Below are 26,442 nucleotides of genomic sequence, written 5' to 3' on the forward strand. Positions count from 1 at the left end.
AATGTGATACTTGCTGAAATTGAAGTAGTTGCGAGTTATAGATAAGTAGTTTCTTAGCTTTATCTAGAAGCTAGTCTTGAAGTATAGTTAATGAGAGGTGATTAATTTGGAACGAAGGAACTTTTTAGTGAACTTATTACTTTGGATACTAGCTTCCTTTTTTGGATACACGATCAAAAAGGAAGGCGAGAACTTGAATTTATCGAAAACAGATGCAAGGATGATTTTAGACCGAGATGGGAAGAACATCTCAGATAAAATTGGAAGTTTAAATAAAAAGGTTAGCTCAATATCTCTTGGTGTAGGGATAATACCTGAACAGTTTCCAAAGTTAACTGGAGAGGTTGATGAAACCCTAATGGTACAAAGAGCTATAGACAGCATTCCCGAAGGCGGTAAAATTACCCTTACAAAAATATATGACATAACCACTATTAATATTAAATCGAACATCAACATTGAGGGCAAAGGTCAAGAGGTTTCCGGGTTTAAATCTAAAGCAAATGTCATTGTAAATGTTTCAAATGGAAGTGTTAGGTGGAATTTATCAAACCTTGGAATTTGGGGAAGTGTTACAACAAGTATAGGAATCAATTTAGCCGGTGGTTCTAGAGGGATTGCTGACTTTTCTATCAGGAATCTATATATAAAAAACTGTCTTGTGGGAATGAAAACTTATTTCTCATGGGCTTTTACCGTAGATAGAGTACGTTTCCAAGATTGTATTAAAGGCATAGTTATGGAATCCCAATCAAATCAAGGTAATTTTTTGGCATGCAGTTTTAAAGTGCAATCTAAATTAGCTGATATTATAAATTGTAGTGCTATTAACTTCATAGGTTGTGAATTTGCAGGGAATAACCATGATGGTTCTATCCCGATATCACTTTACCAGTCCACTGCTATAAACTTTAACGGGAACTATGTAGAGTATTTTGCCCCTAACACCCCATTATTTGAGATTGGTACTGTTTCTTCAACCACTTGCAAGGCTATATCCATAACAGGTAATTATATATCACATGACACTACTGGGGAAATGATTAGGCTCTACACTGTAGGTGGCTTAAATATATCAAATAATTTCATTAGAAAATCTACTATCGGGTATTTAATAGAGGATAAGGTAGGGAATGCAAAAGGAATTGTCATGGAAGGGAACGATGGGTATGAGGTAGAACGTAATCTCACTAATTTTATACCGAACTATGGATTCTTTGCTTGGACAGGGGGAGAAGGTGCTTTTCCAGATGACATGGTAGCAACAAGCTCTAGTGTAACTGGCTCTCGAGGATCTGACGGGAGTTTACAAATAGTTACTACAGTCAATACACAAGGTTTCTCTTGTTTGGTAAATGAAAGTAATATAGCGTATGGGACAGTAGAAATTGAAGTAAAGTCATCTATAGATGTTGTAGTGTATATAGATTTTTTTGCTGATAGTGTATACTCTAACGTTGGCATACCTTTAAAGGCGGGAGTGTACACTAAGGTATCTTTAATTAAATACCTAAAAACAACTTCACTTACGGCCTTAAGGCTAAGGTTTAGTAAAATAGGAACATATAACATTAAAAGTATCAGGATGTATAGAGGGGTGGTTGATCTAGAAAGAGATAAGTCACCAGCCCTTATCTCCAGTAATAAACCTTCTCATGGAACGTTCAAGAGAGGTCAGATATCAACAAATCCTTCTCCGTCTGCTAACGGTTATCTAGGGTGGATATGCGTAGAAGATGGGACACCTGGAACGTGGAAAGGTCACGGGCTAATTGAGGCTTAAATAGACAGTAATAAAATAGCTAATGAATTCGTTTTAATAGAAGTAAAAAGTTTACTACTAGGTATTATTTAAGAGTTCCAATTAGTGATACAATATTAAAAAACATTAATTGGAACGGGGTAAAGAGATGAACGGTATTAGATATAATCAGTTAGATTCTTTAAGGGGGTTAGCAGCTATTTCGGTAGTTTTCCATCACTATTTGCTCATTTTTCCACAGTTTTTCGAGAAAACTATTAATAGTAATGGATACACCTTAGTTAATATTCTAAAATATACGCCTTTGCATATATTTTTTTCTGGTACTCAAGCAGTAACAATGTTTTTTGTTCTAAGTGGATTTGTACTATCATTACCCTATTTGAATAAAAGAAATAACCCTTATCATATTTATTTAACAAAAAGAATTACGAGAATATATATTCCATATATAGTATCAGTAATATTTGTCTTGGCAGCATTTAAATTATTTTCTGATGGGTCTTTAACTGGCTTTAGTTCTTGGGCAAATGGTAAATGGAGTGATTCCATTGATTATAAACTAATTTTCAATCATCTTCTTTTAATCGGAGACTTTAAAAATGGTGAATATAACCCAATATATTGGTCATTGGTACACGAAATGCGTATTTCAATAATTTTCCCTTTGATGATGATTGTTGTTTTAAAATACGCATGGAAATTTTCGCTTATGTGGAGCCTTCTTGTAAGTGGATTTGGGTTTGTCGGTACGTTTATTTTAGGAGAGGCAAATATAGAAACAGACTATTTGCTTAGTTTGTATTATGGACTCTCTTTTGTGATAGGGGCTTTATTAGCAAAACACAAAGATATACTAATAAATTTCTTGAAATTTAAATCAAAAGGAATGAAAATATTAATCACCATTTCAGCAATTTTGTTATATACATTTCCTTCTTGGATATTAAACATTCCATTTATTCCAGAACGTTTATTGGGTCCACCTAATACTGTAGCAGTAACTATAGCGGCGGCAATATTTATCATATTGGCACTAGCCAGTAACATAATAAAAAAAGTATTATTAATAAAACCGATACTGTTCTTGGGGGACATTTCTTATAGTTTATATTTATATCATTGTATCCCATTGTTAGTTCTCTTGCATCAATTTAGTGGTACAGTGCAAACTTGGATACTACTTATCATTAGTTTTATAATTTCAATAATTTTAGCTACTTTATCTTATTATTTTGTGGAAAAACCGTCTATTAAATTAGGAAAGAAAATATCTAAAAAGTTTAATGTTATAAAAATCAATGATAAACGTAGTGCATAGAAGGAACAAACTGTGCGGTAAGCAAAAAATTGGATAATCAATATGAAAATTCCAAGAGAGTTTTCTATAAGTACAGAATGCTCATCAAATTTTTAAAATCTACTATTAATAATAAAAACTAAATTATTTCCTATATTTTATAGTGGTATTAAAATCTTTGAATTCTTACACCAAGAAAATAGTGAATGTGAGAGCATCGATGAAGAAGAAAATTATTTTGGGAATAATGGTAATTATAGCTTTAACATAGTTATTTTTAGTTTTAAGTTTTTTAAAGATTATCAAGATTATAAATCATTGCGAGCCATACTGGATGAGGGCTATATTCCTCCGATGGAAGACTCAGGTGAGTAACTTGAAGAATATTAAATTTTTACCAATTAATTGGAGTTGAGTGTTAGGAAAGTTGTTCATAGGGCAGGCTTTTTATTTTGTTTAGGGTTGAATTTTTCTGGTTATATTCAAGTTTTCCTAGCAGGTCATCAAAACGAATAAATGGGCCTATATGAATAGCAAAGAAGAAATAGAGAAGAAGCTAAGGAAAAGAATATGGGATTGGCTGATTTACTGACGAATGATAATATTTATCCCAATGATCAAGGGCATTACATATGGTCCGAGGTGATGCAGGAATATTTTAAGTTAAAGTGTACATGTAAAAGGGGGAAAAGTGGCTATATCCACTTTTCCCCCTTTAATTTTACTCATTACTGCAAATGATAGCGGTATCAAAGTTGCTCAATCCTTAAAGACATCAATTTTCTATCTTGAATAAACTCGCGCATTTCCTCTTTGGATATTCCTGACCCCATGACATCCTGCATGATTTCCATCCACTCTTCATCCATGCTCTTGTCCGGTTGTTCATTCAAGAGAGCATCGACCTTAATACAAAGGATTCTGGATATTTTTTCCAAAACTAAAATAGTAGGGTTTTTTTGAAGGTTTCTTTCCAGTGAGCTTATATAGGATTTGGCAACGCCGGATTTTGCGGAGAGTTCACTTATTGACATTTTCCTTTCTTCCCTAAGCGACTTAACTCGGTAACCTATCATATAGACCACACCTAACCATTAATATGAAAATAATATACTAATTTAAACTATTACTTTCAGTTTACACATTTTCCGTTCATTTTTAATGATAACTAGGCACTAAAATACTTAACATTATTATAGGTATAAACGGATTTTTCCGTTTTGGTAGGCATTTAGATAGGTTATTCTCAAGAAAATATTGTAAATGTGATAAATCATATAAGAAAGATTGGGATTTAGTGTATACTTAGATTTATTGAAATTTTAAGACACAAATATTCTGGAAAACGGGGTATTTAGATGTGATTCTTGCAATAATTTAAAAAATAGAAATTATTTCCTTTGTATTACCATTTTCTTTTTTGTAAAATTACTTTTGCACTTGAAAAGTATTCTTTCATTGTAAGTTTCATGTAAATTTCCTTGAAAATACATAATACTAGGTAATATTATGGTATAATGCAATAGGTCATTTTTAACATATTAGGAGGATGAAATGGAAGAAACTATTAGTATTAAAGATATTTTTAAAACATTAAAGAAACGTTGGAAGCTAATCATTTTGTTAACATTAATTGCCACTTTGATTAGTGGAACAATTTCTTATTTCTTATTAACACCTGTTTACCAATCTTCAACACAGATTCTCGTTAATCAGAAACAATCGGAGAACCAATTGGACTCGACTCAAATACGTTCCAATATAGACATGATCAATACATACAGTGTGATTATAAAAAGCCCTGCCATTTTGGAGAAGGTCATTGATGAGCTTGAATTGGACCAAAGCGTAGAACAACTTAGTCAAAAAATCACGATTAACAGCCAAGAAAATTCGCAAGTCTTCTCATTAACGGTTCAAGATAGTAATCCGTCAAAGGCAGTAGAAATAGCAAACAAGGTTTCTGAAACTTTCCAAAAGGAAATCAAGGATATCATGAATGTCGATAATGTTAGTGTTCTTGCCAAGGCAGAAATTAAGGAATATCCTACACCTGTAAAACCTGATCCATTAATGAATATCGCTATAGCTGTGGTAGTTGGATTGATGGCTGGAATAGGCTTAGCATTCCTACTGGAGTATATGGACAATACGATTAAGGACGAGGATGATATTGAGAGACTTCTAGAATTACCTATACTTGGATCGATTCAAAAGATTACACAGGTACATAATAAAGGATAGTAGGATAAGATGCAGTATGAAAGGAAGCGAAATTTTTGAGAAGTAAAGATAAAAAACAGGTGAATTTGATTGCACAGACAAATCCTAAATCACCTATTACTGAACAATATCGATTGATTAGAACGAATATTCAATTTTCCTCAGTGGATAAAGACATCCAAACCATTGTGGTAACTTCAGCGGAGCCTAATGATGGGAAATCGACAACGGCTGCCAACCTTGCTATCGTTTTGGCACAGGAAGATAAAAGGGTTGTGCTTGTGGATGCAGACTTAAGGAAACCTTCGGTTCATTATGCTTTTAGTCTTAGTAATATAGAGGGACTTACGAGTGTGCTAACAAAGAAAATGAGCATCGAAAAAGCACTTTTGAAAACGAATGTGCCTAATCTGGAAATTTTAACGAGCGGACCAATTCCTCCTAACCCTTCGGAATTATTAAATTCCAAAGCGATAGAAGCAACGATTAATGAATTAAAAGAAATGTATGATTATATCATTTTTGATACACCGCCCGTTCTGGTAGTGCCGGATTCCCAGATTGTAGCCAATAAATGTGATGGCGTGATCATGGTAGTATCGAGCGGCAAGACAAACAAACAAAGCGCAGTAAAAGCAAAGGAGCTTTTAGTGAAAGCTAATACACCCTTGCTTGGAGTCGTATTGAATGGCGTTGAAACAGATAACAGCAATTATTATTACTATCAATCTTAATGAAATAAAACAATATTCGACAAAATAACACCCTGTTTGATGGCGTTTTAATATGCTACTATTAAACAGGGTAATAGTTCCTATTTTCAAAGATTAGGTCTTTTTTCCTATTTGTTTTATAAAGGAAGTGTATGAAATTTGATCGACATACATTGTCACATTCTTCCAGGAGTTGATGATGGTTCCGCGGATATGAAGGAAAGCTTGAATATGGCAAGAAAAGCGGCAGAGGCAGGAATCACTCATATTTTTGCCACGCCACATCACTTAAATGAGAAATATGTAAATATTAAAAGTGACATCATTGACCGTGCAGGGAGGTTAAATGAGAGTCTTCAACTAGAAAATATTCCTCTTACCATTCATCTCGGACAAGAAGTAAGAATACACCGGGACATATTTTCTTCACTTGAAAAGGAAGAAATCCTAACACTGGACGATAACGGTACGTTTTTACTGTTAGAGCTCCCGTCGGGAAGGGTTCCTACATACACACAAGAAGTGATATATGAGCTGCTGCTTAAAGGAATAAAACCAATTATCGTACATCCGGAGAGAAATAAGGAATTGATAGGGAATCACAAACTATTATTTGAATTGGTTCAGGAGGGCGCGTTAACTCAAATTACCTCAGGCAGTATCATCGGGAACTTCGGTAAAAGTATTCAATCTTTTTCAAAGAAGATAATCGAACATAATCTGGCTCATTTTATTGCAACAGATGCTCACAATATAGGATCTAGAGGGTTCACGTTACAACAAGCCTATGAAACAATCACAAAGGCATACGGAATACAATGTACATTTTATTTCAAAGAAAACGCTGAACAGCTAATAAATGGACAAAGTCCGGTTGTTGAAAAACCAGTGCCATTCAAAAAGAAAATTTTAGGAATTTTTTAAAAAGATTGATAATTAGGCGGTTTACATACAATAAAAAAATTTTGTCTTCATGTTGTTCTACGTTATTGGGATGAACATTATAGATTGATAAATTACCTCCATTTTGGTTAGTGACTGTTCAAAAGACAAATAGCCCTTAGGTTAGAGTTAGGTTATAAGGACATAAAAAAAGCAAAAAGGAACTTACACTGCGCATTTCATTTTTATATAAAAATGAAAATCATGTGAAATAAAATACAATTCGTTAAAACTGTATTTAATAGAGAGTAAATCAAACAATATTAAAGGGGGAAATGTGGTTGGCCTACCGAAAACGTTTAACACTTCTGGCCCTATTGGACTCATTAATAGTATTATCGGCCATTTATGTAAGTTATTTATTCTTGTATCCATATTTGGAAATATTTAAATTACCAACACTCTTGGTCACATCAGTCTCTCTATTAATCAGCCATCATTTTTTTGCTTCTATTTATAAACTGTATAAGAAGGCGTGGGAGTATGCAAGTATTGGAGAGTTACTGTCCATTGTTAAAGCCGTCACCCTATCGGTTATCACGGTTATCGCCATACAGTTGATGGTTTTTCAAGATGTTTATGTAAGAGCGATGGCATTGACGTGGATGATGCATGTGATCCTTATTGGTGGATCCCGCTTTTCGTGGAGAATGCTGCGTGACCGTTTGATAAATAATCAAAAGGAAACCAGAAACACATTGGTAATCGGCGCGGGATCGGCTGGAACCATGGTTGTACGTCAGCTTCTAAATAATCATGATACGGAACTTAAACCAGTAGCATTCATTGATGACGATCCGAAAAAAGATAAGTTAGATATCTTAGGAATACCCGTTGTCGGTAACTCAAAACATATCCCCGAAATGGTTGAAAAATATCATATAGATAATATTGTCATTGCGATTCCTTCATTAAGTAAGAAAGAATTGAAGGTCATCTTTGATGAATGTGTAAAAACGAATGCAAAAACACAAATCATGCCGATGCTTGAAGATATTATGTTAGGAAAAGTAGCTGTTAATCAGTTTAAAGAAGTAGAAGTGGAAGATCTTTTAGGAAGAGAACCAGTTGAATTAGATATTAATAGTATTTCTGAATATGTAACTGGTAAGACCATACTAGTTACTGGAGCTGGAGGATCTATAGGTTCGGAGATTTGCCGTCAGATATGCAGATTCTCTCCTGGAACTCTTATTCTACTAGGACATGGAGAAAATAGCATCTATCAGATTGACATGGAACTGAAAAAGCTATATGCCAATCAAATTGAGATTATCCCTGTCATCGCAGATATTCAAGATCGAGAAAGAATTTTTGAAGTGTTGGACACCCACCGACCTGATGTTGTTTACCATGCGGCTGCACACAAACATGTTCCACTAATGGAATACAATCCTCGTGAAGCAGTTAAGAATAACGTTTTTGGTACAAAGAATGTTGCAGAAGCGGCAGATACGTTTGGTGTGGGTGCGTTTGTAATGATTTCTTCTGATAAAGCCGTTAATCCAACAAACGTTATGGGTTCGACCAAGCGCATTGCTGAAATGATCATCCAGCAGTTAGCAAAAAATAGCACAACAAAATTTGTTGCCGTTCGCTTCGGAAATGTTTTAGGCAGCAGGGGAAGTGTCATTCCTTTATTTAAAAAACAAATCCAGGCCGGTGGACCAGTAACCGTCACACACCCAGACATGACCAGGTATTTTATGACGATACCTGAAGCATCCAGATTAGTCATTCAGGCAAGTTCTTTAGCTCGTGGCGGAGAAATCTTCGTTCTTGATATGGGTGAACCTGTTAAGATTGTTGATTTGGCGACAAACCTTATTCAGTTATCAGGTTATTCCATTGATGAAATTGGGCTTGAATTCTCAGGAATCCGTCCTGGTGAAAAAATGTATGAAGAGCTATTAGGTGAGAAAGAGGTTCATAGTGAAGCTGTGTTCCCTAAAATCTTTATCGGAAAAGCAGTACTGGAACAGGAAGAGGAAATACAGTATCTTTTAAACTCATATGATGATTTTTCTATAAATGAACTTAAAGAATTTGTAATAAATTTAGCAAATCGAAAAAGTAACCAAGCTTTCTCGGAAGTGAAATAGCCAATAGGAGGACTAATAAGTGAAAAAAATCACAAAAGCAATCATTCCGGCAGCAGGATTGGGTACTCGTTTCTTGCCTGCAACTAAAGCGATGCCAAAGGAGATGCTGCCAATCGTTGATAAACCAACGATTCAGTACATAGTGGAGGAAGCCGTTGCTTCAGGAATAAAAGACATAATAATCGTTACTGGAAAAGGCAAACGTGCGATCGAGGATCATTTTGATTACGCTCCAGAACTCGAACAAAATCTATTGGAAAAAGGAAAAGTAGAGTTGCTCAATAAAGTACAATATTCCTCTAAACTTGCTAATATCCATTACATTAGACAAAAGGAACCAAAAGGATTAGGTCACGCCGTATGGTGTGCCCGTAAATTCATTGGGGACGAACCATTTGCCGTTCTTTTAGGTGATGATATTGTCCAGAGTGAAACTCCTTGCCTAAAGCAGTTAATTAATCAGTTTGAGGAAACAAACAATTCAGTTATCGGGGTTCAAACCGTACCTAAGGAAGAAACAAACCGGTATGGAATAATAGACCCCTCTTTTCAAGATGGAAGACTATATCAAGTTGAAAACTTTGTAGAAAAACCAGCCTTAGGAACAGCTCCTTCCAATTTGGCAATAATGGGAAGATATATCCTTACCCCTGAAATCTTCAGCATGCTTGATCAGCAAGAAGCTGGGGCAGGCGGGGAAATTCAATTAACAGATGCGATTCAACAGTTAAACCAGACACAGCAAGTTTTTGCTTATGATTTTGAAGGAAAACGGTATGATGTTGGGGAGAAGTTAGGGTTTGTGAAAACGACGATAGAGTTTGCACTTCAGAATGAAGAAATCAAGGATGATTTAGTAAAGTTTTTAGAACAAACGGTTAAGGATATTTCCTCAGAAAAGATTAATGCATAGGAATAAAATGACCTTTAATCAGTCATTTTGACACGATTGTTTTTCTGCCTTCCTAGTAGAAGTAATTAATAAAAATTCCAAATAATAAAACCTAAACTTGAAAAAAGCGAGGAAACCAAAGTGGTTGATATACAAGTAAGAAACATACCATTTTCTCCGCCAGATATTACAGATGCGGAAATTGGAGAAGTCATAAAAGCAATGAAATCTGGTTGGATTACTACTGGACCAAGAACAAAAGAGTTTGAAAAAAAAATAGCTGAATATGTCGGGACAAATAAAGCGGTTTGTTTAAATTCTGCAACAGCAGCTATGGAATTAACACTTAGGATTTTAGGAATTGGCCCTGGAGATGAGGTTATTACTTCAGCATATACTTATACGGCATCTGCTTCTATTATTGATCATGTAGGTGCAAAAATTGTACTAGTTGATACCGCGCCAGACTCATTTGAAATGGATTATTCACAACTTGCTAATGCAATTACTGAAAATACAAAAGCAATTATTCCTGTTGATATAGCAGGAAAGATGTGTGATTACGATTCAATATACGAAATAGTAGAGAGTAAAAAAGGACTGTTTAAGGCAAATAATGAACTTCAAGAGTTGTTTAATAGGGTAATTGTAATGTCTGATGCTGCTCATGCTTTTGGTGCTGAGAGGAATGGAATGAATTGTGGGCAAGTTGCTGATTTTACTTGCTACTCGTTCCATGCAGTTAAGAATCTGACAACTGCTGAAGGTGGTGCAGTCGTTTGGAGAAATGACATTGGATTAGATGATGAGTGGGTGTATAAGCAATTCATGTTATATAGTCTTCATGGTCAATCTAAAGATGCACTAGCGAAAACCCAAAAAGGTTCTTGGGAATATGATATTGTATATCCTGCCTACAAATGTAATATGACAGATATTATGGCAGGTTTCGGTTTAATTCAGATGAAGAGATATGAAGGACTTAAGAAAAGACGTAAAGAGATTATTGAGTTGTATAATAAAGCCCTTTTGCCATTAGGTATTCAAAGTTTGCAACATTATGGCGAGGACTTTGCATCCTCGGGACATCTTTATTTGACTAGAATTCCTGGAATTAGTGAAGCAGAGAGAAATGAAATTATCGTTAAGATGGCTGAGGCTGGAGTTTCTTGTAATGTTCACTATAAGCCATTACCTATGTTAACGGCATATAAAAATTTAGGTTTTGATATTCAGGATTACCCTAATGCTTTTAATATGTATAAGAATGAAATTACATTGCCGCTTCATACGTTACTTAGTGATGAGGATGCGGAGTATGTAATTAGAAGTTTGAAGGGAATCTTAGAAGAAAAAAGATAGTGTTAGCCTATCAGTATATATTATATATTGGAGGAGTAAATTATATGAATTTAACTTTTGAACGAATTTTTTCACATGAAGATAAAAAGGTATCTGAGATATTCGAGATAATCAAAGTTAGTGGAGAGCATATGTTTAAGGAACAAGGATTAGTTCACTGGAGAACTCCTTATCCAAAAGAAGTTATTCAAAAAAATTGTGATCACCGTGAGGTTTTTTTAGTAAAAGATATGGATACAAACACATACGTTCACACATTCCAATTAGAGTTTAACGATTTCCCGAAGTCCTTAATTGACAGTAATAAAAATGAAATGCAAGTTGCATCTATTAATAAGTTTGCAACAATTCCTAAAGTTGCAGGTAAAGGTATAGGGAAGAAAAGTATGGATTACATTGAAGAGTACTGCCGTAAAAAAGGGGTATCAGAAATTAGTTTGGATGTTTATGACAAGAGTGAACATGCGATTCAGTTTTATAAAAAAAGAGGATTCGCGGTTACTGGATCTAAGCAAACAAAGCATTTTACAGTATATTTAATGGGAAAACAGCTTTAGATAGTTTTATCTTTGTTTTTGTGATAATAGGTCTGTATAAGAAGAGGATTGATTACATTGAAGAAAATTCTAATAATCGGTGCTGGTTTCTTACAATCTTTTGTTATTAAAAAAGCGAAAGATATGGGATACCACACCATTACAATAGATAAAAACCCAAATTCCAGCGGATTTGAATACGCTGACGAATATGATGTTGTAGATATAGTTGATCAAGAAGCCTGCTTAAAGTATGCTTTATCTAAAAATATCGATGGCGTAATAACTGCTGCAACGGATTATGGTGTACTTTCAACAGCTTATATAGCACAGCAGATGAACTTACCAGGGCTCGATTTCGAAGTAGCTCAGGTTATCAAAAATAAATTCATGGTACGCCGTGTTTTCTTTGAAAACAATGTGGATGATGTAGCTCAATATTATGAGGTTAGTGATATAGGAGCAGTTAATGAAATAAGTGAAAAAATTATTTTTCCAGTAATGATAAAACCATGTGATGGATCAGGGAGTAAGGCTGCTAGGAGAGTTAATTCTACATTAGAATTGAAAAGTGCATGTGAAGAAGCAATAAAATCTTCTATTATAGGAAAGGCCTTAATAGAAGATTTTATTGAAGGAAAAGAATATGGAGTGGAATCTTTTGTATATAACGGAAAGGCCCATGTGCTTGGTGTTATGGGGAAATATATGACTAACCCACCATACTATGCAGAGTTAGGGCATTGCATGCCAAGTCAATTAGGAATTGAAGATAAGGTAAAAGAAGTAGCAATAAAAGCTATAAATGCCTTAGGTATTAATTCTGGTGCGGTAAACATGGATGTCCTAGTAACAAATGATAACCGTGTTTGTATAGTTGATGTGGGAGCAAGAATGGGTGGCAATCTAATAGGATCACATATCATTCCTGTTGGAACAGGTATTGATTACTTGGGAAATCTAATTCGAGCGGCTGTAGGAGATCCGATCGAGTTGAAAATTCAAAATTCAGGAAGAAATGTTGTAACCCGTTTGTTGGCATTGAAACCTGGAAAAGTAATAGGTTTACCAGACTTTGATGAAATCAAGAATTGCCATGTGGATATTTATCATCACCTGAAAATAGGAAGTGTTATTAGAGAGTACCACAACAACTTAGATGGATGTGGGTATGTGGTTTCTGTAGCAAAAGAATTTGATGAAGCTGTTAATCAGGCTGAAGACGCTAAGAAACTAATTGATATAGGGATCATTAGAGAATAATTGAAAGTGACCTTAAAGCTATTAGGGGTGAAGTAATGTATAAAGAATTTATAAAGCGTATTTTTGATATTTTAATATGTATTATAGGATTGCCAGTATTTGTTGTATTATATGTTATTGTTGGATTGTTAATAAAGATTGAAGATAAAGGTCCTATATTTTATAAAGCTGATCGTATTGGGAAAGATTGCAAATCTTATGGAATGTATAAATTTCGTTCAATGAAGGCTTATGCACCTATTTTGCTCAATTCAGATGGTAGTACCTATAACGCGAAAGATGACTCAAGAGTAACTAAAATTGGGAAATTCATTAGGGAAACTAGTATTGATGAAACGCCTCAAATATTGAATGTATTAAAAGGTGAGATGAGTATAATTGGACCACGAGCTAGTTTAGCAAGTGTACTTGATACATATCAAGACGACGAAATAGATAAGATGAAAGTTAGACCAGGTATAACAGGTTATACACAGGCTTATTATAGAAATGGATTATCTAATAGAGAAAAACGATTAAAAGATGCATGGTATGCGAATAATTTGTCTTTATGGTTGGATGTTAGAATCTTCTTTAAGACTATTTCAACTGTTTTAAAAAGAGAAGGAATATATACGAATGATGGAGTTAAAAAAGAAGCAAATTAAAAGAAAAAAATGAAATTATAGGAGTTTGTAATAAATGAAAAAAATGTTATTTATTAGCAATATAACCAATAGAATAACTAATTTTTCTCTTCCATCAATTGTTGCTAGTCAGAGCTTAGGTTTTGAATTTCATCTTGCTGCAAACTGTATGGGGTTTAAAGATGATGAGTCTAAATACAATGTAAAAATACATCATATTGATATTAAAAGAAACCCACTTAGCCTTCAAAATATTAAAGCATATAAGCAATTACTTTCTTTAATAAAAGAAGAACAATTTGATGTAATTCATTGTAATACTCCAATCGGTGGGGTTCTGGGAAGAATATGTGGAAAAAAAGAAAAGGTTCCAAAAATTATTTACTCAGCACATGGTTTTCATTTTTACAAAGGAGCATCACTAATTTACAATACCCTCTTCAAATGGGCTGAGATGTGGATGGCTAATTACACAGATGCTGTTATTACAATGAACCAAGAGGACTACCAAGCTGCTAATAAATTCAAATTACGTAACAGCGGTAAGGTATATTTTATACCTGGTGTGGGAGTGGATACGAAACTTTACCAACTTCAAGATGTTGATGATGTAGAAATAAGAAATTCTCTTAATCTAAAACAAGACGATATTGTGTTGATTGCCATGGGAGATTTGATTGATAGAAAGAATTACGCTGCATCAATCAAATCAGTTGCTAAAGCAAATAATCCTAAACTACAATTTTTAATTTGTGGAAGGGGTCATAAATTAGATTCACTTCAGACTCTAGCAAAAGATCTTGGAGTAGAAAATCAAGTACATTTTTTAGGGTTTCGGTCTGATATAAAAGAATTATTGAGTGTTGCAGATATATTTTTGTTCACTTCCTATCAGGAGGGTTTACCACGTTCGATGATGGAAGCCATGGCAGCAGGATTGCCATGTGTCGCTTCAAAGGTACGTGGTAATACTGATTTAATAGAGGATGGGAAAGGTGGATTTTTACGCCAACCAAATGATATAGATGCTCTTGCGGAATGTATTTTAAAACTCGCTTTGAATGAGCAACTTAGAAGAGAAATGGGTCTATCTAATTTGAAATCCATTAGAAAATTTGATGTAGAGAATGTTAAGAAGATAATGAAAAGTATTTATTTTGAAGAGTTAAGAAATATTTAAGACTGTTACTAGCATTTATATAGTATTTCTATTTAAAGTATCGTGATAATTTTGTAACAAGAAGGAATATTCAGCTGTGGCAGTAAAGAATGGGGATTGTATTATGGGTAATAAAATCAAAGTATTACACCTATTGCAAAGTGGACATTATTCAGGTGCGGAAAATGTCGCCTGTAAAATTATTGAAATGTTTAAAGATGATACAACTTTTGAAATGGTGTATTGTAGTAAAAGTGGTCAGATAAGTGAAGTATTACAAAAAAAAGACATTTTATTTTACCCTATGAGTAAACTGTCTTTAAGAGAGTTAAAACGTGTAGTTACCCTAGTTGAACCAGATATAATTCATGCTCATGATGCTAGTGCTAGTGTCATAAGTTCTATGCTTTCAAAAAGATATCCTATTCTCAGCCACTTGCATAGTAATCCCCCATGGATCAAGAAAATGGGTAAAAACTCCATTGCATACGTTATTTCTAGCCTGCGATTTAACAATGTATTAACTGTTTCTAATTCGATATTGAAAGAATATATATTTGGAAATTATATAGCGAAAAAAACAACAATAATTAAAAATCCAGTTGATACAAATGCTATAAGAATTAAAGCTGATGAAAATTGTTTAGTTGATAAATCGTACGACATCGCGTATGTGGGCAGATTGGCTAAACCAAAAAACCCTTTAAGATTTATAAAATTAATTAGTAAATTAAAAAAAATCATTCCCAATGTTACCGTTGTTATGATTGGTGATGGTGACTTAAGAAAACAGTGCAAAGATTTAATTATTAATTTAGACCTTAGTGATAATATCACTTTGACCGGCTTCATGGAGAACCCTTATGGTGTGTTACGAAAAGTGAAAGTACTATGTATTACTTCTGAATGGGAAGGATATGGTTTAGTAGCTGTGGAAGCGATGGCATTAGGACGCCCAGTGGTATGTACCTCTGTAGGAGGGTTGCCAATGTTGGTAAATAGCACGTGTGGTAAAATATGTAATTCTGATGAAGATTTTACCAATGAACTTGAGAAATTAATTATTGATGAAGAGTATTGGAAGGGTAAATCAGCTGGCTCAATTACTCAAGCAAACTTATTAGATAATATTCAGTCTTATAAGGATAGTATGGGTGTAATCTACTATAAGATGCTTGGAGTGAGATAAATAGATGAATACTCAAGGTGCGAAATTTAATAAAGATAAAAGTGTTGAATTTGTCGAAGTTATGATGATAATCCTTTATAACGTCGTTATGTTGTTTAATCAAATAATTAGTAAACCTATAATTATAGCTATAGGAGTTTTATGGTTTGTATGGTTCATTTCGAGAAAGCGGAATAAGTGGAATATTTCACAAAGGTTAGCTTTCTTAGCTTGTATTTATGTCCCCACTTCATTTGTGTCAGTTATAGGTACAAGTTATGGACAGTTTCCATTAACTTGGTTTCATTTGGTTTTGATTTTTATATATATCTTTATTATTATAAAAGATTTTCGTCCAGGTTTTTATTTCTATTCTCCATATTTAATGTTGTTTTTTGGAACACTTTACTTATGGACAAGCGTAAGTTTAACTGACACTATCAAACAATTGTCAACTATTATTTTTTTTATATTGTCATTTTTTATTGGAGAACAATTATCTAAATTTGCCAATAAAGAATTTGTAGCTAAATTAAAAAGTTTTTATTTAATTAGCGTTTTTGCTTTTTCATTAGTAGTTATTATTCAAAGGGTATGCGCTGATTATTTACAAATGGTGGTAGGTTACTATGATGTAATAGGAGAAAACCGCATTGTTAGTGCTGGTTTAATGAATGATTACAGTTTTGCATCATTATACATAGCTACTGGTGCTATTTTGCTTGTTATAGATTACATTGATAAAAAAATAATTAATTTATGGAAATTTATAATTTGTGAAGCTTTTTTAATAATGTCAATTTTATTAGTAAATTCCCGGACTGGACTATTTGCATTGATTATTGCAATGGGTTTTTACTTATTTGTTAAAATGATAAAAGGTAAAGTAAAATCATTTATCATTTTAATAGGTATACTATTAATTATTCCATATGTTACAAAGTATATAGTTGCCAATCGTGGAGGTCAGTTACTGTTTGAAGGATCAGGTCGTGGAAATTTAATTGACTCTGCTATTCAAGTTTTTATGGAAAATCCATTATTCGGTATTGGATTGGGGATAAGTAATTGGAGTACACTTACAGGCCTAGTGTTGCCACATAATTTAATAGCTCAATATTTAGCTCAAATAGGACTTATAGGGTCTATACTGTTATACTCAAATTTTTTGTTGTTGGCAATTAAATATCTAAAATTTCAAAGTGTATTTTTTTGGTTATTATTAACAGTTTTTATTGGGGCAATGGCAATACCGGATATAGTAAGCTCTCGATTTCTATCCGTATTAATAATAATCACAATAATATCATCAGTTAATAATAAGCTGGAAAGAAAAGAAGGTGGATTTAATGAGAAAAGCTGAAAAGTTTTTAAAATATAGTATAAATGCTCATAGAAAAGGAAAGTTATTACGGGCTAAAATTTACTATGGAGTTTTAAGAAGTGTTTTTGGTTGTGACATTTTATATACTGCTGATATAGATGAATCAGTTGAGCTAGTTCATAATGGTTTGGGTTGTGTTTTCCACCCGGATGTTAAAATTGAGAATAATTGCAAGATATATCAAAATGTTACCTTGGGTGGGAATGGAAAAATAGTTAATGGAGAAATAGTTAATAAAGGGGGCCCACATTTGGAGGAAAATGTTACTGTTTTTTCAGGTGCGTGTGTATTGGGACCTATTACAATAGGAAAAGGCTCTATAATTGGAGCAAATGCTGTTGTTATTAAAGATGTTCCACCCAATAGTATTGCTGTGGGAGTACCGGCCGTAATTAAACCAAAGCAATCTGAATATAATTTCGGGAAATAGAGTTAATGTTATTAATAGATTAACCGACAAGAAATATTTGGGGATGACTGTTCTATCTGTTAGCTAGCTATAAGTTACTTTTATTGTTTAATGTCCCATCTTATTACTTTAAACAGTGTATTGAATTGTCCAGCATTTCAAGCTAATAATACACTGTTTTTTTTTTGAAATAGAAAATAATAGAAAAAGTTCAAATACAAGAAGTCTGCTCCATTAACAATCCAATTAATTTAAAAATAGAAAGATTTGAAGCGAGATAGAAAAATAATAGATTTCTGGAAGTTTTTCTGACAAACAAAAATAAATAAAGGTCCTAAAGGAACTTATTAAACATTTCAGAGAAAAGTAAAAAGGAATGTTCAACGAGAAATTATTTTACAGAGGAGAGAGAAAATGAAAAAAAAAAAGGTAGTATTATTAATAACTGGTTTATATTATGGTGGGATGGAAAGAGTAGCTTTCATCGCTCATTCTTTACTTAAGGAACAGTATGATGTATCTGTGGTAACGCTGTATGCTAAAGAAGCAGATTATAAACCGGAGTTTAAATATATAGATTTGAATTGTCCGCCAAAATCAAATAAGTTTTTAAAATTACTTAATATAGTAAAACGAACACATGCTGTTAGGAAAATGAAAAAAGAAATTAATCCAGATATTGTAATGTCTTTTGGTACATCTGCTAATTTTGCAAATGTTTCCTCAAAAGGAAAAGAGAAGGTTGTAGTTGGTATAAGGTCCTATGATTGGCTAACAGATTATTTCGCGAATTATTCTATTGATAAGTGGGTATATAACAGGGCAGATTTGGTTGTATCTGTAAGTAAGGTAATAGCGGAGAAGGCTGAAAGTGTTTTCCATATAGAGAAATCCAAAAGTAAAGTGTTATATAATCCATATGATGTCGAATATATTCGTAAAAAGGCAGAGGAGCAGATTACAGAAATAGATATTCCGAAAAACGGTAAAATTGTAATTTCTGTTGGAAGGTTAGTTAACCAGAAAGGATTTAACCATCTTATTAAAGCTTTTTCACAGGTATTAAATGATATTCCTGATGCACTATTATTAATTGTAGGACATGGGGATAAGGATAGTAAATTAAGAAAGTTAATTAGTGATCTAGGGTTAGAAGACCATGTTGTATTACTAGGTGGTCAAGACAATCCGTATAAATTTATGAAAATGGCTAATCTATATGTTTTATCTTCTATAACTGAAGGATTTCCAAATGCAATGGTTGAAGCAATGTCTGTTGGCTTACCTGTTGTAGCAGTAGATTGCAAATCTGGCCCTAGGGAAATATTATCTTTATCAAATCACGATAAAGAGGCTCAAGGTATAGAAGAAAGTGATTATGGTATTATTTCACCTGAAGCCAGTAAAAGCTTTGATTATGATGCAAATAACTTTGAAGAGTGTGATTATGTTTTAGCTAATGGGATGAAAATGTTATTGAACAATTCTGATCTTAGAAGCCACTATTCAAACAAGTCATATGAAAGAGCACATGAATTTACATATGAGAAATTCAAGTCCAATTTAATAAGCATTTTTGAGAGTTTGTAGAAATATTAATTTGTTTGACTCATATTTAAAGCAGGTGATGAAATGGAAAATAAAGAATTATCAAAAAGTATAGCAAATGCAACAAAATGGTCCACATTTACAGAATTTGTTGCAAAAATTATTATACCTGTTACAAATATGATTTTAGCAAGGCTACTAACACCGGAAGCTTTTGGAGTAATAGCTACTGTCATTATTGTAATAAGTTTTGCAGATATGCTGACTGATTCAGGGTTTCAAAAATACTTAATACAGCATGAATTTGAAACTAACAGAGAAAAAATACAAAGTATAAATGTAGCTTTCTGGACAAATCTATTAATATCATTTTTCTTATGGATTGTGATAGTAATATATAGTGAACCAATTGCAACACTGGTTGGAAATAAAGGTCTTGGAATGGTTATTGCAATTGCTGGTATTTCTTTACCACTAACTTCTTTTTCAAGTATACAAATGGCCATTTATAGGAGAGCTTTGGATTATAAAACATTATTTTATGTTAGAATAATTGGTGTTTGTATACCATTCATTGTAACTATCCCTTTGGCAATTTTAGGTTACAGCTATTGGTCTTTGATTGCGGGAACAATTTGTGGGAACTTGGTAAATGCTGTGTTTCTAACTATAAAATCTAAATGGAAACCAACACTTTTTTATAACTTTTCGATTCTAAAAAAAATGTTATCTTTTAGTATTTGGTCCTTGGCAGAGGCAATTTCTATTTGGTCTACTACTTATATAGGTACCTTTATAGTGGCTGGTGCATTAAATAATTATTATCTGGGTCTCTATAATACAACTATGATAACAGTAAACGGTATTTTAGCTATTATTACAACAGCAACAACTTCAGTTTTATTCTCTTCTTTATCTAGGTTACAGAATAATAATAATGAATTTATAAAGGTCTTTCTTAAATTTATCCGTCTTATTGCTATGATAATTTTACCTATGGGTGTAGGTATTTTTATATATCGAGATTTATTAACCGGAATTTTACTAGGAAAGCAATGGCATGAAGCAAGTTTCTTTGTGGGTTTATGGGGATTAATGAGTAGTTTAACAATAGTCTTTGGGCAATATTGCAGTGAAGTATATCGATCAAAAGGGAGACCTAAACTCTCTTTATTAGTACAAATTTTGTATTTGATTGCACTTATTCCGACTTTAATGTTCAGTGTGAAATATGGTTTTGATACTTTAGTTTATGGCCATTCTATGATTAAAGTTTTTCAAATTCTAATTAACTGGGTAGTAATGTACACTGCATTTAAAATGTCTCCGCTGTTGATGATTAAGAATGTTCTTCCATCAATTTATTGTTCTACAATGATGGGTGGAGTTGCTTTGATGTTACAATTAGTCAGTAACAATTATATATGGTGTTTTATTTCCATCTGTATATGTATTATATTCTATTTTGTTGTATTAATGCAGTTTCCTCTAAATAGGAAAGAGTTAATGTCTATTATAACTAGCTTTAATACTTCAAATAAAAAAGTGTTAAAAGTTAGAAATTAGCTTTTGATTGATGAGTTTCAGAATATCTATTAGAAAAATTCTGAGGAATATTACAAAACAAAGTTGTGAATTGGATTTTCAATTTGTATAAATTCTTGAGTAAAGGAAGGGGCCACAATGAACAAAATAGCAGTAGCAGGAACAGGCTATGTTGGTTTGGTAGCAGGTGTATGTTTTGCCGAAGTTGGTCATCAAGTAATCTGTGTTGATATAGATGAAAATAAAGTAAACGTAATGAAGTCTGGGATTTCTCCTATCTATGAGGCTGATTTGGAAGAATTAATGCAGAAGAATTACGCTGCTGGAAGGATTGATTATACAACTGATTATAAATCAGCCTATAAGGATGCTGATGCAATCTTTATCGGTGTCGGTACTCCAGAGCAATCAGATGGTTCTGCAAATCTTTCTTATATTGCAACTGTCGCTAGGCAAATTGCTGAATCGGTGGAAAAAGATTGTCTAGTCGTCGTGAAATCTACAGTACCGGTTGGAACGAATGATAAAGTCGAGCAGTTTATCCAGGACTTTTTAGTTAATGATGTTAAAGTGGAAGTTGTATCGAACCCGGAATTCCTGGCACAAGGTTCTGCTGTACATGATACACTGCATGCCGAGCGGATCATTATCGGAACGGAAAGTAAATGGGCTGAAGAACTGATGCAGAATATCTATGAGCCGTTTCATTTACCTGTTGTTTCAGTCAATAGAAGATCCGCAGAAATGATCAAGTATGCCTCCAATGATTTCCTTGCTCTTAAAATCTCTTATATGAATGATATCGCCAACCTTTGTGAACTGGTTGGCGCGGATATTCAGGATGTTGCTAGAGGGATGAGCTTCGATAACCGTATCGGAAGCAAGTTTTTAAATGCAGGTATTGGCTATGGTGGTTCATGTTTTCCTAAGGATACTAAAGCATTGGAGTATCTGGCAAGACAAAATGGTTATGAACTTAAAACCGTCAAAGCTGCCATTGATGTGAACAAGGACCAAAAGACGATGCTATATAAAAAAGCTAGTAAAAGGCTCATTACCTTTAATGGTCTTAAGGTAGCTGTATTAGGATTGACTTTTAAGCCTGGTACAGACGATTTAAGAGAAGCAGCCTCTCTTGAGAACGTGCCTTTATTATTAGAGCAGGGTGCCGATATCTATGCTTTTGACCCTATTGGAGCAGAGAATTTTGCTAAAGTGTATCCAGAAGGTAAGAACGGCAAAGGCAGTATCACTTATGTTTCGAATATAGAGCATGCCTTAGAAAGTGCAAATGTCTGTTTTATTTTTACTGAATGGGGAGATGTGAAAGCATTAACGCCTGAGACATATAAGACGTTAATGAGGACTCCTTTAGTCTATGATGGAAGAAATATCTATAGTGTTGAAGAGATGCAGGAAACAGGGGTAGAATATCACTCTATTGGAAGAAAACCTGCAAGTAGAGAAGGCATAAAGGAGTCGAAACACGTTGAATTACAAATCCCTAGATCCTAGTAAAACATACCTAATCACTGGAGCTGCAGGTTTCATCGGTTTTTTCTTATCAAAAAAACTTTTAGAACAGGGCTGTAATGTGATTGGTGTTGATAATATAAATGATTACTATGATGTGAAGCTTAAATATGCTCGTTTGGAGCAACTTAAACCTTATGAGAAATTTACCTTTATCAAAGGTGATATTTCTGACAAAGCGATGATCACCGATATCTTCGAAGAGTATAAACCTAATATTGTAGTAAATCTGGCTGCACAAGCGGGAGTTCGATACTCGATAGAAAATCCGGATGTTTACATTCAAAGTAATATCATTGGTTTTTATAACATACTTGAAGCTTGCAGGCACAATCCTGTGGACCATCTTGTATACGCATCATCGAGTTCTGTTTATGGAGCTAACAAAAAGGTTCCATTTGAAGAAACGGATTTTGTGGACAATCCTGTCTCACTTTATGCATCGACTAAGAAGTCCAATGAATTGATGGCCCATACATACAGTCATCTATATAATATTCCAGCAACTGGACTCCGTTTCTTTACGGTTTATGGCCCGATGGGGCGACCGGATATGGCCTACTTTGGATTTACTGATAAGTATTTTGCGAATGAACCAATTAAGATCTTTAATAATGGTGATTTTGAAAATGATCTTTATAGAGACTTCACCTACATTGATGACATAGTGGAAGGAATTGAGCGGCTTCTTTCAAATCCTTCAGTTGAAGAAAATGCTGTTCCTCACAAAGTATTTAACATTGGAAACAATAATCCTGAAAAGTTGATGACTTTCATTGGAGCGTTGGAGAAATGTTTAAGTAATGCTCTAGATAAGGAGATAGAATTTGATAAGGTTTTCGAACCAATCAAACCTGGAGATGTACCTGCCACCTATGCTTCTACTGATTTGCTGCAGAAAGCTGTCGAATTTAAGCCCGAAACTTCGATAGAAGAGGGTTTGCAAAAGTTCGTAAATTGGTATGTGGAATATTATAATAAAAAGTAACAATAGTAAACTGATAAATGGTATGAAAATTTTTGGGGGATGCCTGACCCTAATAATTTTCTAAGATTAATAGAGACAGAGAGTGTTTTAGAAAGCTCTTTGTCTTTTTTATTAACTCGAAAAGGAATTCTTCTATTATTATATATACCTCGTCCTACATTTCCTTCATAATTGAAGCCCACAAACATTTCAGTCATAATTTGTTAACATTGAAACATTTTTTAGCTGTCTGTTCTTTAATATAGACAGTTACTGAAACAAGAGTATGATGCAAAAATTGATGGGAGACTATTATCTCCTGTAGGAGACACTTAAATTAAAAACTTATAAAAGGATGAATTTCATGAAAAAAATCATCGGTTTTTCCTTCTGTTTTTTGCTGATTGTTTTCTTCATTTTTCAGCAGAAACATTCTCTATCTAATCATAAAGAAAAGATATACGTTGAAGATTTTAAAGGGGCTAATGATTCTGCGAAGATTCAGGCTGCTATTGATCATGCAAAGGCCAATAAGTTAAAGACGGTTTTGCTGGATGATAGGAAGTATTCGATTTCATCACCGATCATCGTTAGGAAGGGTGTTAAGCTGCTATTTGGATACGGAACGAAGTTCATTGTTGAGGGGAACTTCAGGGTGCTTGAGCTTGAGCAGAATGCTTCCATTGAAGGTGCTTATGTAGTGATAAATGATGCTAAGTTTAATTCAGAGGTCATATACTTAGATGGTAAGTATAAATATTATAATACCTGGAACAAAACGCAAGTGAAGGATGTAAATATCATTAATTGGTCTGAGAGTAATCAGGGTACAGGGATATCTTTATATGCTGGCGGTAAAGAACATGAGATTTCTTTCGTGAACTTTGAAAATGTCAAGGTTGCAGGAATGGAGACTGGAGTTAAGCTAATAGCTGAAGAACCTTCTTCTGGTAGGGCATGGATCAATGCTAATCGTTTTTTGAATCTATCATTGGAAGATTGTGTGAATATGATTTACATAGATAGTAACTCTACCGTACCGAATGAGGTTAGTGGTAATCAATTTACCAACTTACAGATACAGCCATCAGGGAAAACAAAAAGCATTTTGAAGGTAAATGGGCAATACAATAAGTTTGAGGGAATGGCTTGGGATTTGGACAAAATCACCCTTCAAAACGATGTTATTGAACTTAAGGATAATAGCATGGGCACTATCATTGATTTCCCATCTTTGCCTATGAGTCGAATCGCTGACAGAGGTCAAGCCAATATCTTGAATCAATAATAAAAGCGAAAAGGGTGATTAGCTAATAGATAGGCACACACCCTATAATATAATTTGTAGTTAACATTAATAACCATTCATGAACTGGTACTATTGATCTTTGTCCATGGGAATAATCCGTTCCTCTTTGGATAAAGAGAATATATGCCAGTTTTTTTAAATAGTCATAGTTTTGTAGTGATAATTTGTCCTTGATCATTAATCGTCACTTTCCACTTTGTTCCGTTTGGTGAAGCCATTGTCAACGCTTTCCCTTTTTGAAGTTCTAAATCTCCATTTAGTGTTCCGCCTGTAGTTGGCAACCAAGCTGCACCTTGCTGTAACGATGATCTTGCGAAGATCCGATTAATTCGGAATCGTTTGTGCTCTTGTGTATAGCCGCTTAACGTCAGTCTAATTTTATACAGTGTTTCTGCTCTTGCTTCTGAGATAACCGTGTTACCGGCATTAAATGGGAGATTTTTAGCTGCGATCCATGGTCCATTTAAGCTTTGTTGATATTCAATCAATACTCGGCTGGGACTTTCATTCCATCCAAAATAAATACCAAAGCAATTTAGCATGTTAATAGGCTGTTTGGTAAAATCCAATTCAATCACAACCGGTTGGGTACTAGGGACATCGAGGTAATTTACACTTTGCTCATCGAGTAAATTGAAGCAGTTATTGATATTTCCTCCATAAGGAGCCTTTCCAGAAAGCTGACGGACAGCGTAGCGGAGGTTTGCATTTACTAGGATATCGTCTTGATTCCCGACCAAATGGGCTTTTCCTAAGGCAAGAGGTGGATATACTTGGAGCGATTCTTCATGAGGGGATGTACATCGATTATATTGGCCGCGATCAAGGATGGATGTGGATACCTGATTCGAGCTTAGGTAGTTGTGATGGGAAGCGGAGGAGAATTCAATGACGAGCGGAGGATCATCCATACGGTAGGTATCCCATATGATGCCTTCAAATATATTATAAGCACCTGAGCATCGAATGACTTTTTTCGTTTGTTTTCGGCTTTGAACTTGAAATCCAGTAAAGGTGTTGCCGGAAATTTCGTAAGGTAAATCACTGCTTCCGACAATCTCGATTCCGTACTGGCAGCCGTCTATAAAGATGGACTCGAAGGAGTTGGCATTAATCCAGCATGGGGTATCTACATTTGATAGTTTTTCGGTTTTTAAATAGAGTGCTGTATGGAAGTTTGTAATTTGAAGGGAGCTTGCCTTAAAGAAACTGATGAAATCCCATGCTTTGTTGCAGTATAGATGGATGGCTATACCTTGATAGGTTGTTGTACGGTTAATAATATTGATATTCGATATAGCTGTATGATTATGGATTTCTATTTGCTGCGCCCCGGAAAGGAAAATGACGGATGAATTGAAGCTAGTATCGACTACTTCAATCGTCCCGCCGGATAGGGAAGCATCTTTTTGTAGCTCAAAAACCTGAAAATTACCTTTAACGATTAATGTTATCGTCGGATCAATTTCTAGATGGACATTTTGCTTAATGATAATGGGGGAGGAGAGGGTATATTGTTTCTTCCCTGTAATGACAACTTTAGAGTAGTTATTATTTACACAATAATCAATCGCTGCTTGAATGGCTGGAGAATTATCTGCTAGATTCGGATCGGCGCCAAAACAATCAATATTAGCAATATTTCTGTTCTGGCAATCCTCAGGGAGGTTGAGTGGGTCTGCCATATATAACACTCCTT

The 26,442-nt window shown here is 34.1% G+C and carries 22 protein-coding genes; 20 read left to right on the top strand and 2 right to left on the bottom strand.

What is annotated here, in order from left to right:
- The first annotated feature begins 193 nt into the window (after positions 1–193).
- Together ACFVS1_RS04015 and ACFVS1_RS04020 are read left to right on the top strand one after the other, a co-directional pair.
- Complete coding sequence (locus ACFVS1_RS04015) at positions 194–1,783, top strand: hypothetical protein (protein ID WP_387545200.1); 1,590 nt, start codon at positions 194–196, stop codon at positions 1,781–1,783.
- Between the two features lie 127 nt (positions 1,784–1,910).
- Positions 1,911–3,083: an acyltransferase family protein gene (locus ACFVS1_RS04020; RefSeq protein ID WP_387545202.1), complete on the top strand. Its 1,173-nt coding sequence runs from the start codon at positions 1,911–1,913 to the stop codon at positions 3,081–3,083.
- Between the two features lie 728 nt (positions 3,084–3,811).
- On the opposite strand, the gene ACFVS1_RS04025 is transcribed toward ACFVS1_RS04020, so the two are convergent.
- The gene (locus tag ACFVS1_RS04025; protein ID WP_387545204.1) at positions 3,812–4,138 is read right to left on the bottom strand and encodes a helix-turn-helix domain-containing protein; all 327 of its coding nucleotides are present in this window, start codon (positions 4,136–4,138) and stop codon (positions 3,812–3,814) included.
- Between the two features lie 478 nt (positions 4,139–4,616).
- Between ACFVS1_RS04025 and ACFVS1_RS04030 the strand changes: the two genes are divergently transcribed.
- From ACFVS1_RS04030 to ACFVS1_RS04115, 18 genes are all read left to right on the top strand, one after another.
- Positions 4,617–5,306, top strand: coding sequence for a YveK family protein (locus ACFVS1_RS04030; RefSeq protein WP_387545205.1), 690 nt, complete (start codon positions 4,617–4,619; stop codon positions 5,304–5,306).
- A 35-nt stretch (positions 5,307–5,341) separates the two neighbouring features.
- A complete protein-coding gene (locus ACFVS1_RS04035; RefSeq protein ID WP_387545206.1) occupies positions 5,342–6,019 on the top strand; it encodes a CpsD/CapB family tyrosine-protein kinase in 678 nt (225 codons plus the stop codon).
- Between the two features lie 138 nt (positions 6,020–6,157).
- Positions 6,158–6,922 carry a tyrosine-protein phosphatase gene (locus ACFVS1_RS04040; RefSeq protein WP_387545207.1) on the top strand — a complete coding sequence of 255 codons (765 nt, stop codon included), beginning with the start codon at positions 6,158–6,160 and terminating at the stop codon, positions 6,920–6,922.
- A gap of 299 nt (positions 6,923–7,221) precedes the next feature.
- A complete protein-coding gene (locus ACFVS1_RS04045) occupies positions 7,222–9,042 on the top strand; it encodes a polysaccharide biosynthesis protein (RefSeq protein ID WP_387545208.1) in 1,821 nt (606 codons plus the stop codon).
- Positions 9,043–9,061: 19 nt separating this feature from the next.
- A complete protein-coding gene (galU, locus tag ACFVS1_RS04050) occupies positions 9,062–9,955 on the top strand; it encodes a UTP--glucose-1-phosphate uridylyltransferase GalU (protein WP_387545209.1) in 894 nt (297 codons plus the stop codon).
- 120 nt (positions 9,956–10,075) lie between these two features.
- On the top strand, positions 10,076–11,296 hold the full coding sequence (locus tag ACFVS1_RS04055; protein WP_387545210.1) for a DegT/DnrJ/EryC1/StrS family aminotransferase: 1,221 nt from the start codon (positions 10,076–10,078) through the stop codon (positions 11,294–11,296).
- A 44-nt stretch (positions 11,297–11,340) separates the two neighbouring features.
- A complete protein-coding gene (locus ACFVS1_RS04060) occupies positions 11,341–11,853 on the top strand; it encodes a GNAT family N-acetyltransferase (protein WP_387545211.1) in 513 nt (170 codons plus the stop codon).
- 57 nt (positions 11,854–11,910) lie between these two features.
- A complete protein-coding gene (locus ACFVS1_RS04065; protein ID WP_387545213.1) occupies positions 11,911–13,095 on the top strand; it encodes an ATP-grasp domain-containing protein in 1,185 nt (394 codons plus the stop codon).
- Between the two features lie 35 nt (positions 13,096–13,130).
- A complete protein-coding gene (locus ACFVS1_RS04070) occupies positions 13,131–13,742 on the top strand; it encodes a sugar transferase (protein ID WP_387545215.1) in 612 nt (203 codons plus the stop codon).
- A gap of 34 nt (positions 13,743–13,776) precedes the next feature.
- Positions 13,777–14,901: a glycosyltransferase family 4 protein gene (locus tag ACFVS1_RS04075; RefSeq protein WP_387545217.1), complete on the top strand. Its 1,125-nt coding sequence runs from the start codon at positions 13,777–13,779 to the stop codon at positions 14,899–14,901.
- A gap of 103 nt (positions 14,902–15,004) precedes the next feature.
- Positions 15,005–16,069 (top strand): glycosyltransferase, encoded by a 1,065-nt coding sequence (locus ACFVS1_RS04080; RefSeq protein ID WP_387545219.1) that lies wholly within the window; start codon positions 15,005–15,007, stop codon positions 16,067–16,069.
- 4 nt (positions 16,070–16,073) lie between these two features.
- Positions 16,074–17,411, top strand: a complete 1,338-nt coding sequence (locus ACFVS1_RS04085) for an O-antigen ligase family protein (RefSeq protein WP_387545221.1) — start codon at positions 16,074–16,076, stop codon at positions 17,409–17,411.
- Positions 17,398–17,862: a serine O-acetyltransferase gene (locus ACFVS1_RS04090; RefSeq protein WP_387545223.1), complete on the top strand. Its 465-nt coding sequence runs from the start codon at positions 17,398–17,400 to the stop codon at positions 17,860–17,862. Before ACFVS1_RS04085 ends, ACFVS1_RS04090 begins: the two co-directional genes overlap by 14 nt.
- 393 nt (positions 17,863–18,255) lie before the next feature.
- Positions 18,256–19,431: a glycosyltransferase gene (locus ACFVS1_RS04095; protein WP_387545224.1), complete on the top strand. Its 1,176-nt coding sequence runs from the start codon at positions 18,256–18,258 to the stop codon at positions 19,429–19,431.
- 42 nt (positions 19,432–19,473) lie between these two features.
- Complete coding sequence (locus tag ACFVS1_RS04100) at positions 19,474–20,955, top strand: lipopolysaccharide biosynthesis protein (protein ID WP_387545226.1); 1,482 nt, start codon at positions 19,474–19,476, stop codon at positions 20,953–20,955.
- A gap of 117 nt (positions 20,956–21,072) precedes the next feature.
- Positions 21,073–22,449 (top strand): UDP-glucose dehydrogenase family protein, encoded by a 1,377-nt coding sequence (locus ACFVS1_RS04105; protein WP_387545228.1) that lies wholly within the window; start codon positions 21,073–21,075, stop codon positions 22,447–22,449.
- Complete coding sequence (locus ACFVS1_RS04110; RefSeq protein WP_387545229.1) at positions 22,424–23,455, top strand: SDR family NAD(P)-dependent oxidoreductase; 1,032 nt, start codon at positions 22,424–22,426, stop codon at positions 23,453–23,455. Before ACFVS1_RS04105 ends, ACFVS1_RS04110 begins: the two co-directional genes overlap by 26 nt.
- Before the next feature lie 343 nt (positions 23,456–23,798).
- Complete coding sequence (locus ACFVS1_RS04115; protein WP_387545230.1) at positions 23,799–24,722, top strand: hypothetical protein; 924 nt, start codon at positions 23,799–23,801, stop codon at positions 24,720–24,722.
- A 164-nt stretch (positions 24,723–24,886) separates the two neighbouring features.
- Here ACFVS1_RS04115 and ACFVS1_RS04120 read toward each other — a convergent pair whose 3' ends face one another.
- Positions 24,887–26,428 (bottom strand): glycoside hydrolase family protein, encoded by a 1,542-nt coding sequence (locus ACFVS1_RS04120; RefSeq protein WP_387545231.1) that lies wholly within the window; start codon positions 26,426–26,428, stop codon positions 24,887–24,889.
- Positions 26,429–26,442: the final 14 nt, after the last annotated feature.

The organism is Peribacillus sp. NPDC058075, assembly GCF_042885195.1.
In the GTDB taxonomy this organism is placed as follows: domain Bacteria; phylum Bacillota; class Bacilli; order Bacillales; family DSM-1321; genus Peribacillus.

Coding starts and splice junctions, on each gene's coding strand:
- ACFVS1_RS04030 (WP_387545205.1), top strand. CDS start 4,617: ATGGAAGAAACTATTAGTATTAAAGATATTTTTAAAACATTAAAGAAA.
- ACFVS1_RS04085 (WP_387545221.1), top strand. CDS start 16,074: ATGAATACTCAAGGTGCGAAATTTAATAAAGATAAAAGTGTTGAATTT.
- ACFVS1_RS04115 (WP_387545230.1), top strand. CDS start 23,799: ATGAAAAAAATCATCGGTTTTTCCTTCTGTTTTTTGCTGATTGTTTTC.
- ACFVS1_RS04105 (WP_387545228.1), top strand. CDS start 21,073: ATGAACAAAATAGCAGTAGCAGGAACAGGCTATGTTGGTTTGGTAGCA.
- ACFVS1_RS04025 (WP_387545204.1), bottom strand. CDS start 4,138: ATGATAGGTTACCGAGTTAAGTCGCTTAGGGAAGAAAGGAAAATGTCA.
- ACFVS1_RS04100 (WP_387545226.1), top strand. CDS start 19,474: ATGGAAAATAAAGAATTATCAAAAAGTATAGCAAATGCAACAAAATGG.
- ACFVS1_RS04070 (WP_387545215.1), top strand. CDS start 13,131: ATGTATAAAGAATTTATAAAGCGTATTTTTGATATTTTAATATGTATT.
- ACFVS1_RS04080 (WP_387545219.1), top strand. CDS start 15,005: ATGGGTAATAAAATCAAAGTATTACACCTATTGCAAAGTGGACATTAT.
- ACFVS1_RS04120 (WP_387545231.1), bottom strand. CDS start 26,428: ATGGCAGACCCACTCAACCTCCCTGAGGATTGCCAGAACAGAAATATT.
- ACFVS1_RS04075 (WP_387545217.1), top strand. CDS start 13,777: ATGAAAAAAATGTTATTTATTAGCAATATAACCAATAGAATAACTAAT.
- ACFVS1_RS04095 (WP_387545224.1), top strand. CDS start 18,256: ATGAAAAAAAAAAAGGTAGTATTATTAATAACTGGTTTATATTATGGT.
- ACFVS1_RS04020 (WP_387545202.1), top strand. CDS start 1,911: ATGAACGGTATTAGATATAATCAGTTAGATTCTTTAAGGGGGTTAGCA.
- ACFVS1_RS04090 (WP_387545223.1), top strand. CDS start 17,398: ATGAGAAAAGCTGAAAAGTTTTTAAAATATAGTATAAATGCTCATAGA.
- ACFVS1_RS04060 (WP_387545211.1), top strand. CDS start 11,341: ATGAATTTAACTTTTGAACGAATTTTTTCACATGAAGATAAAAAGGTA.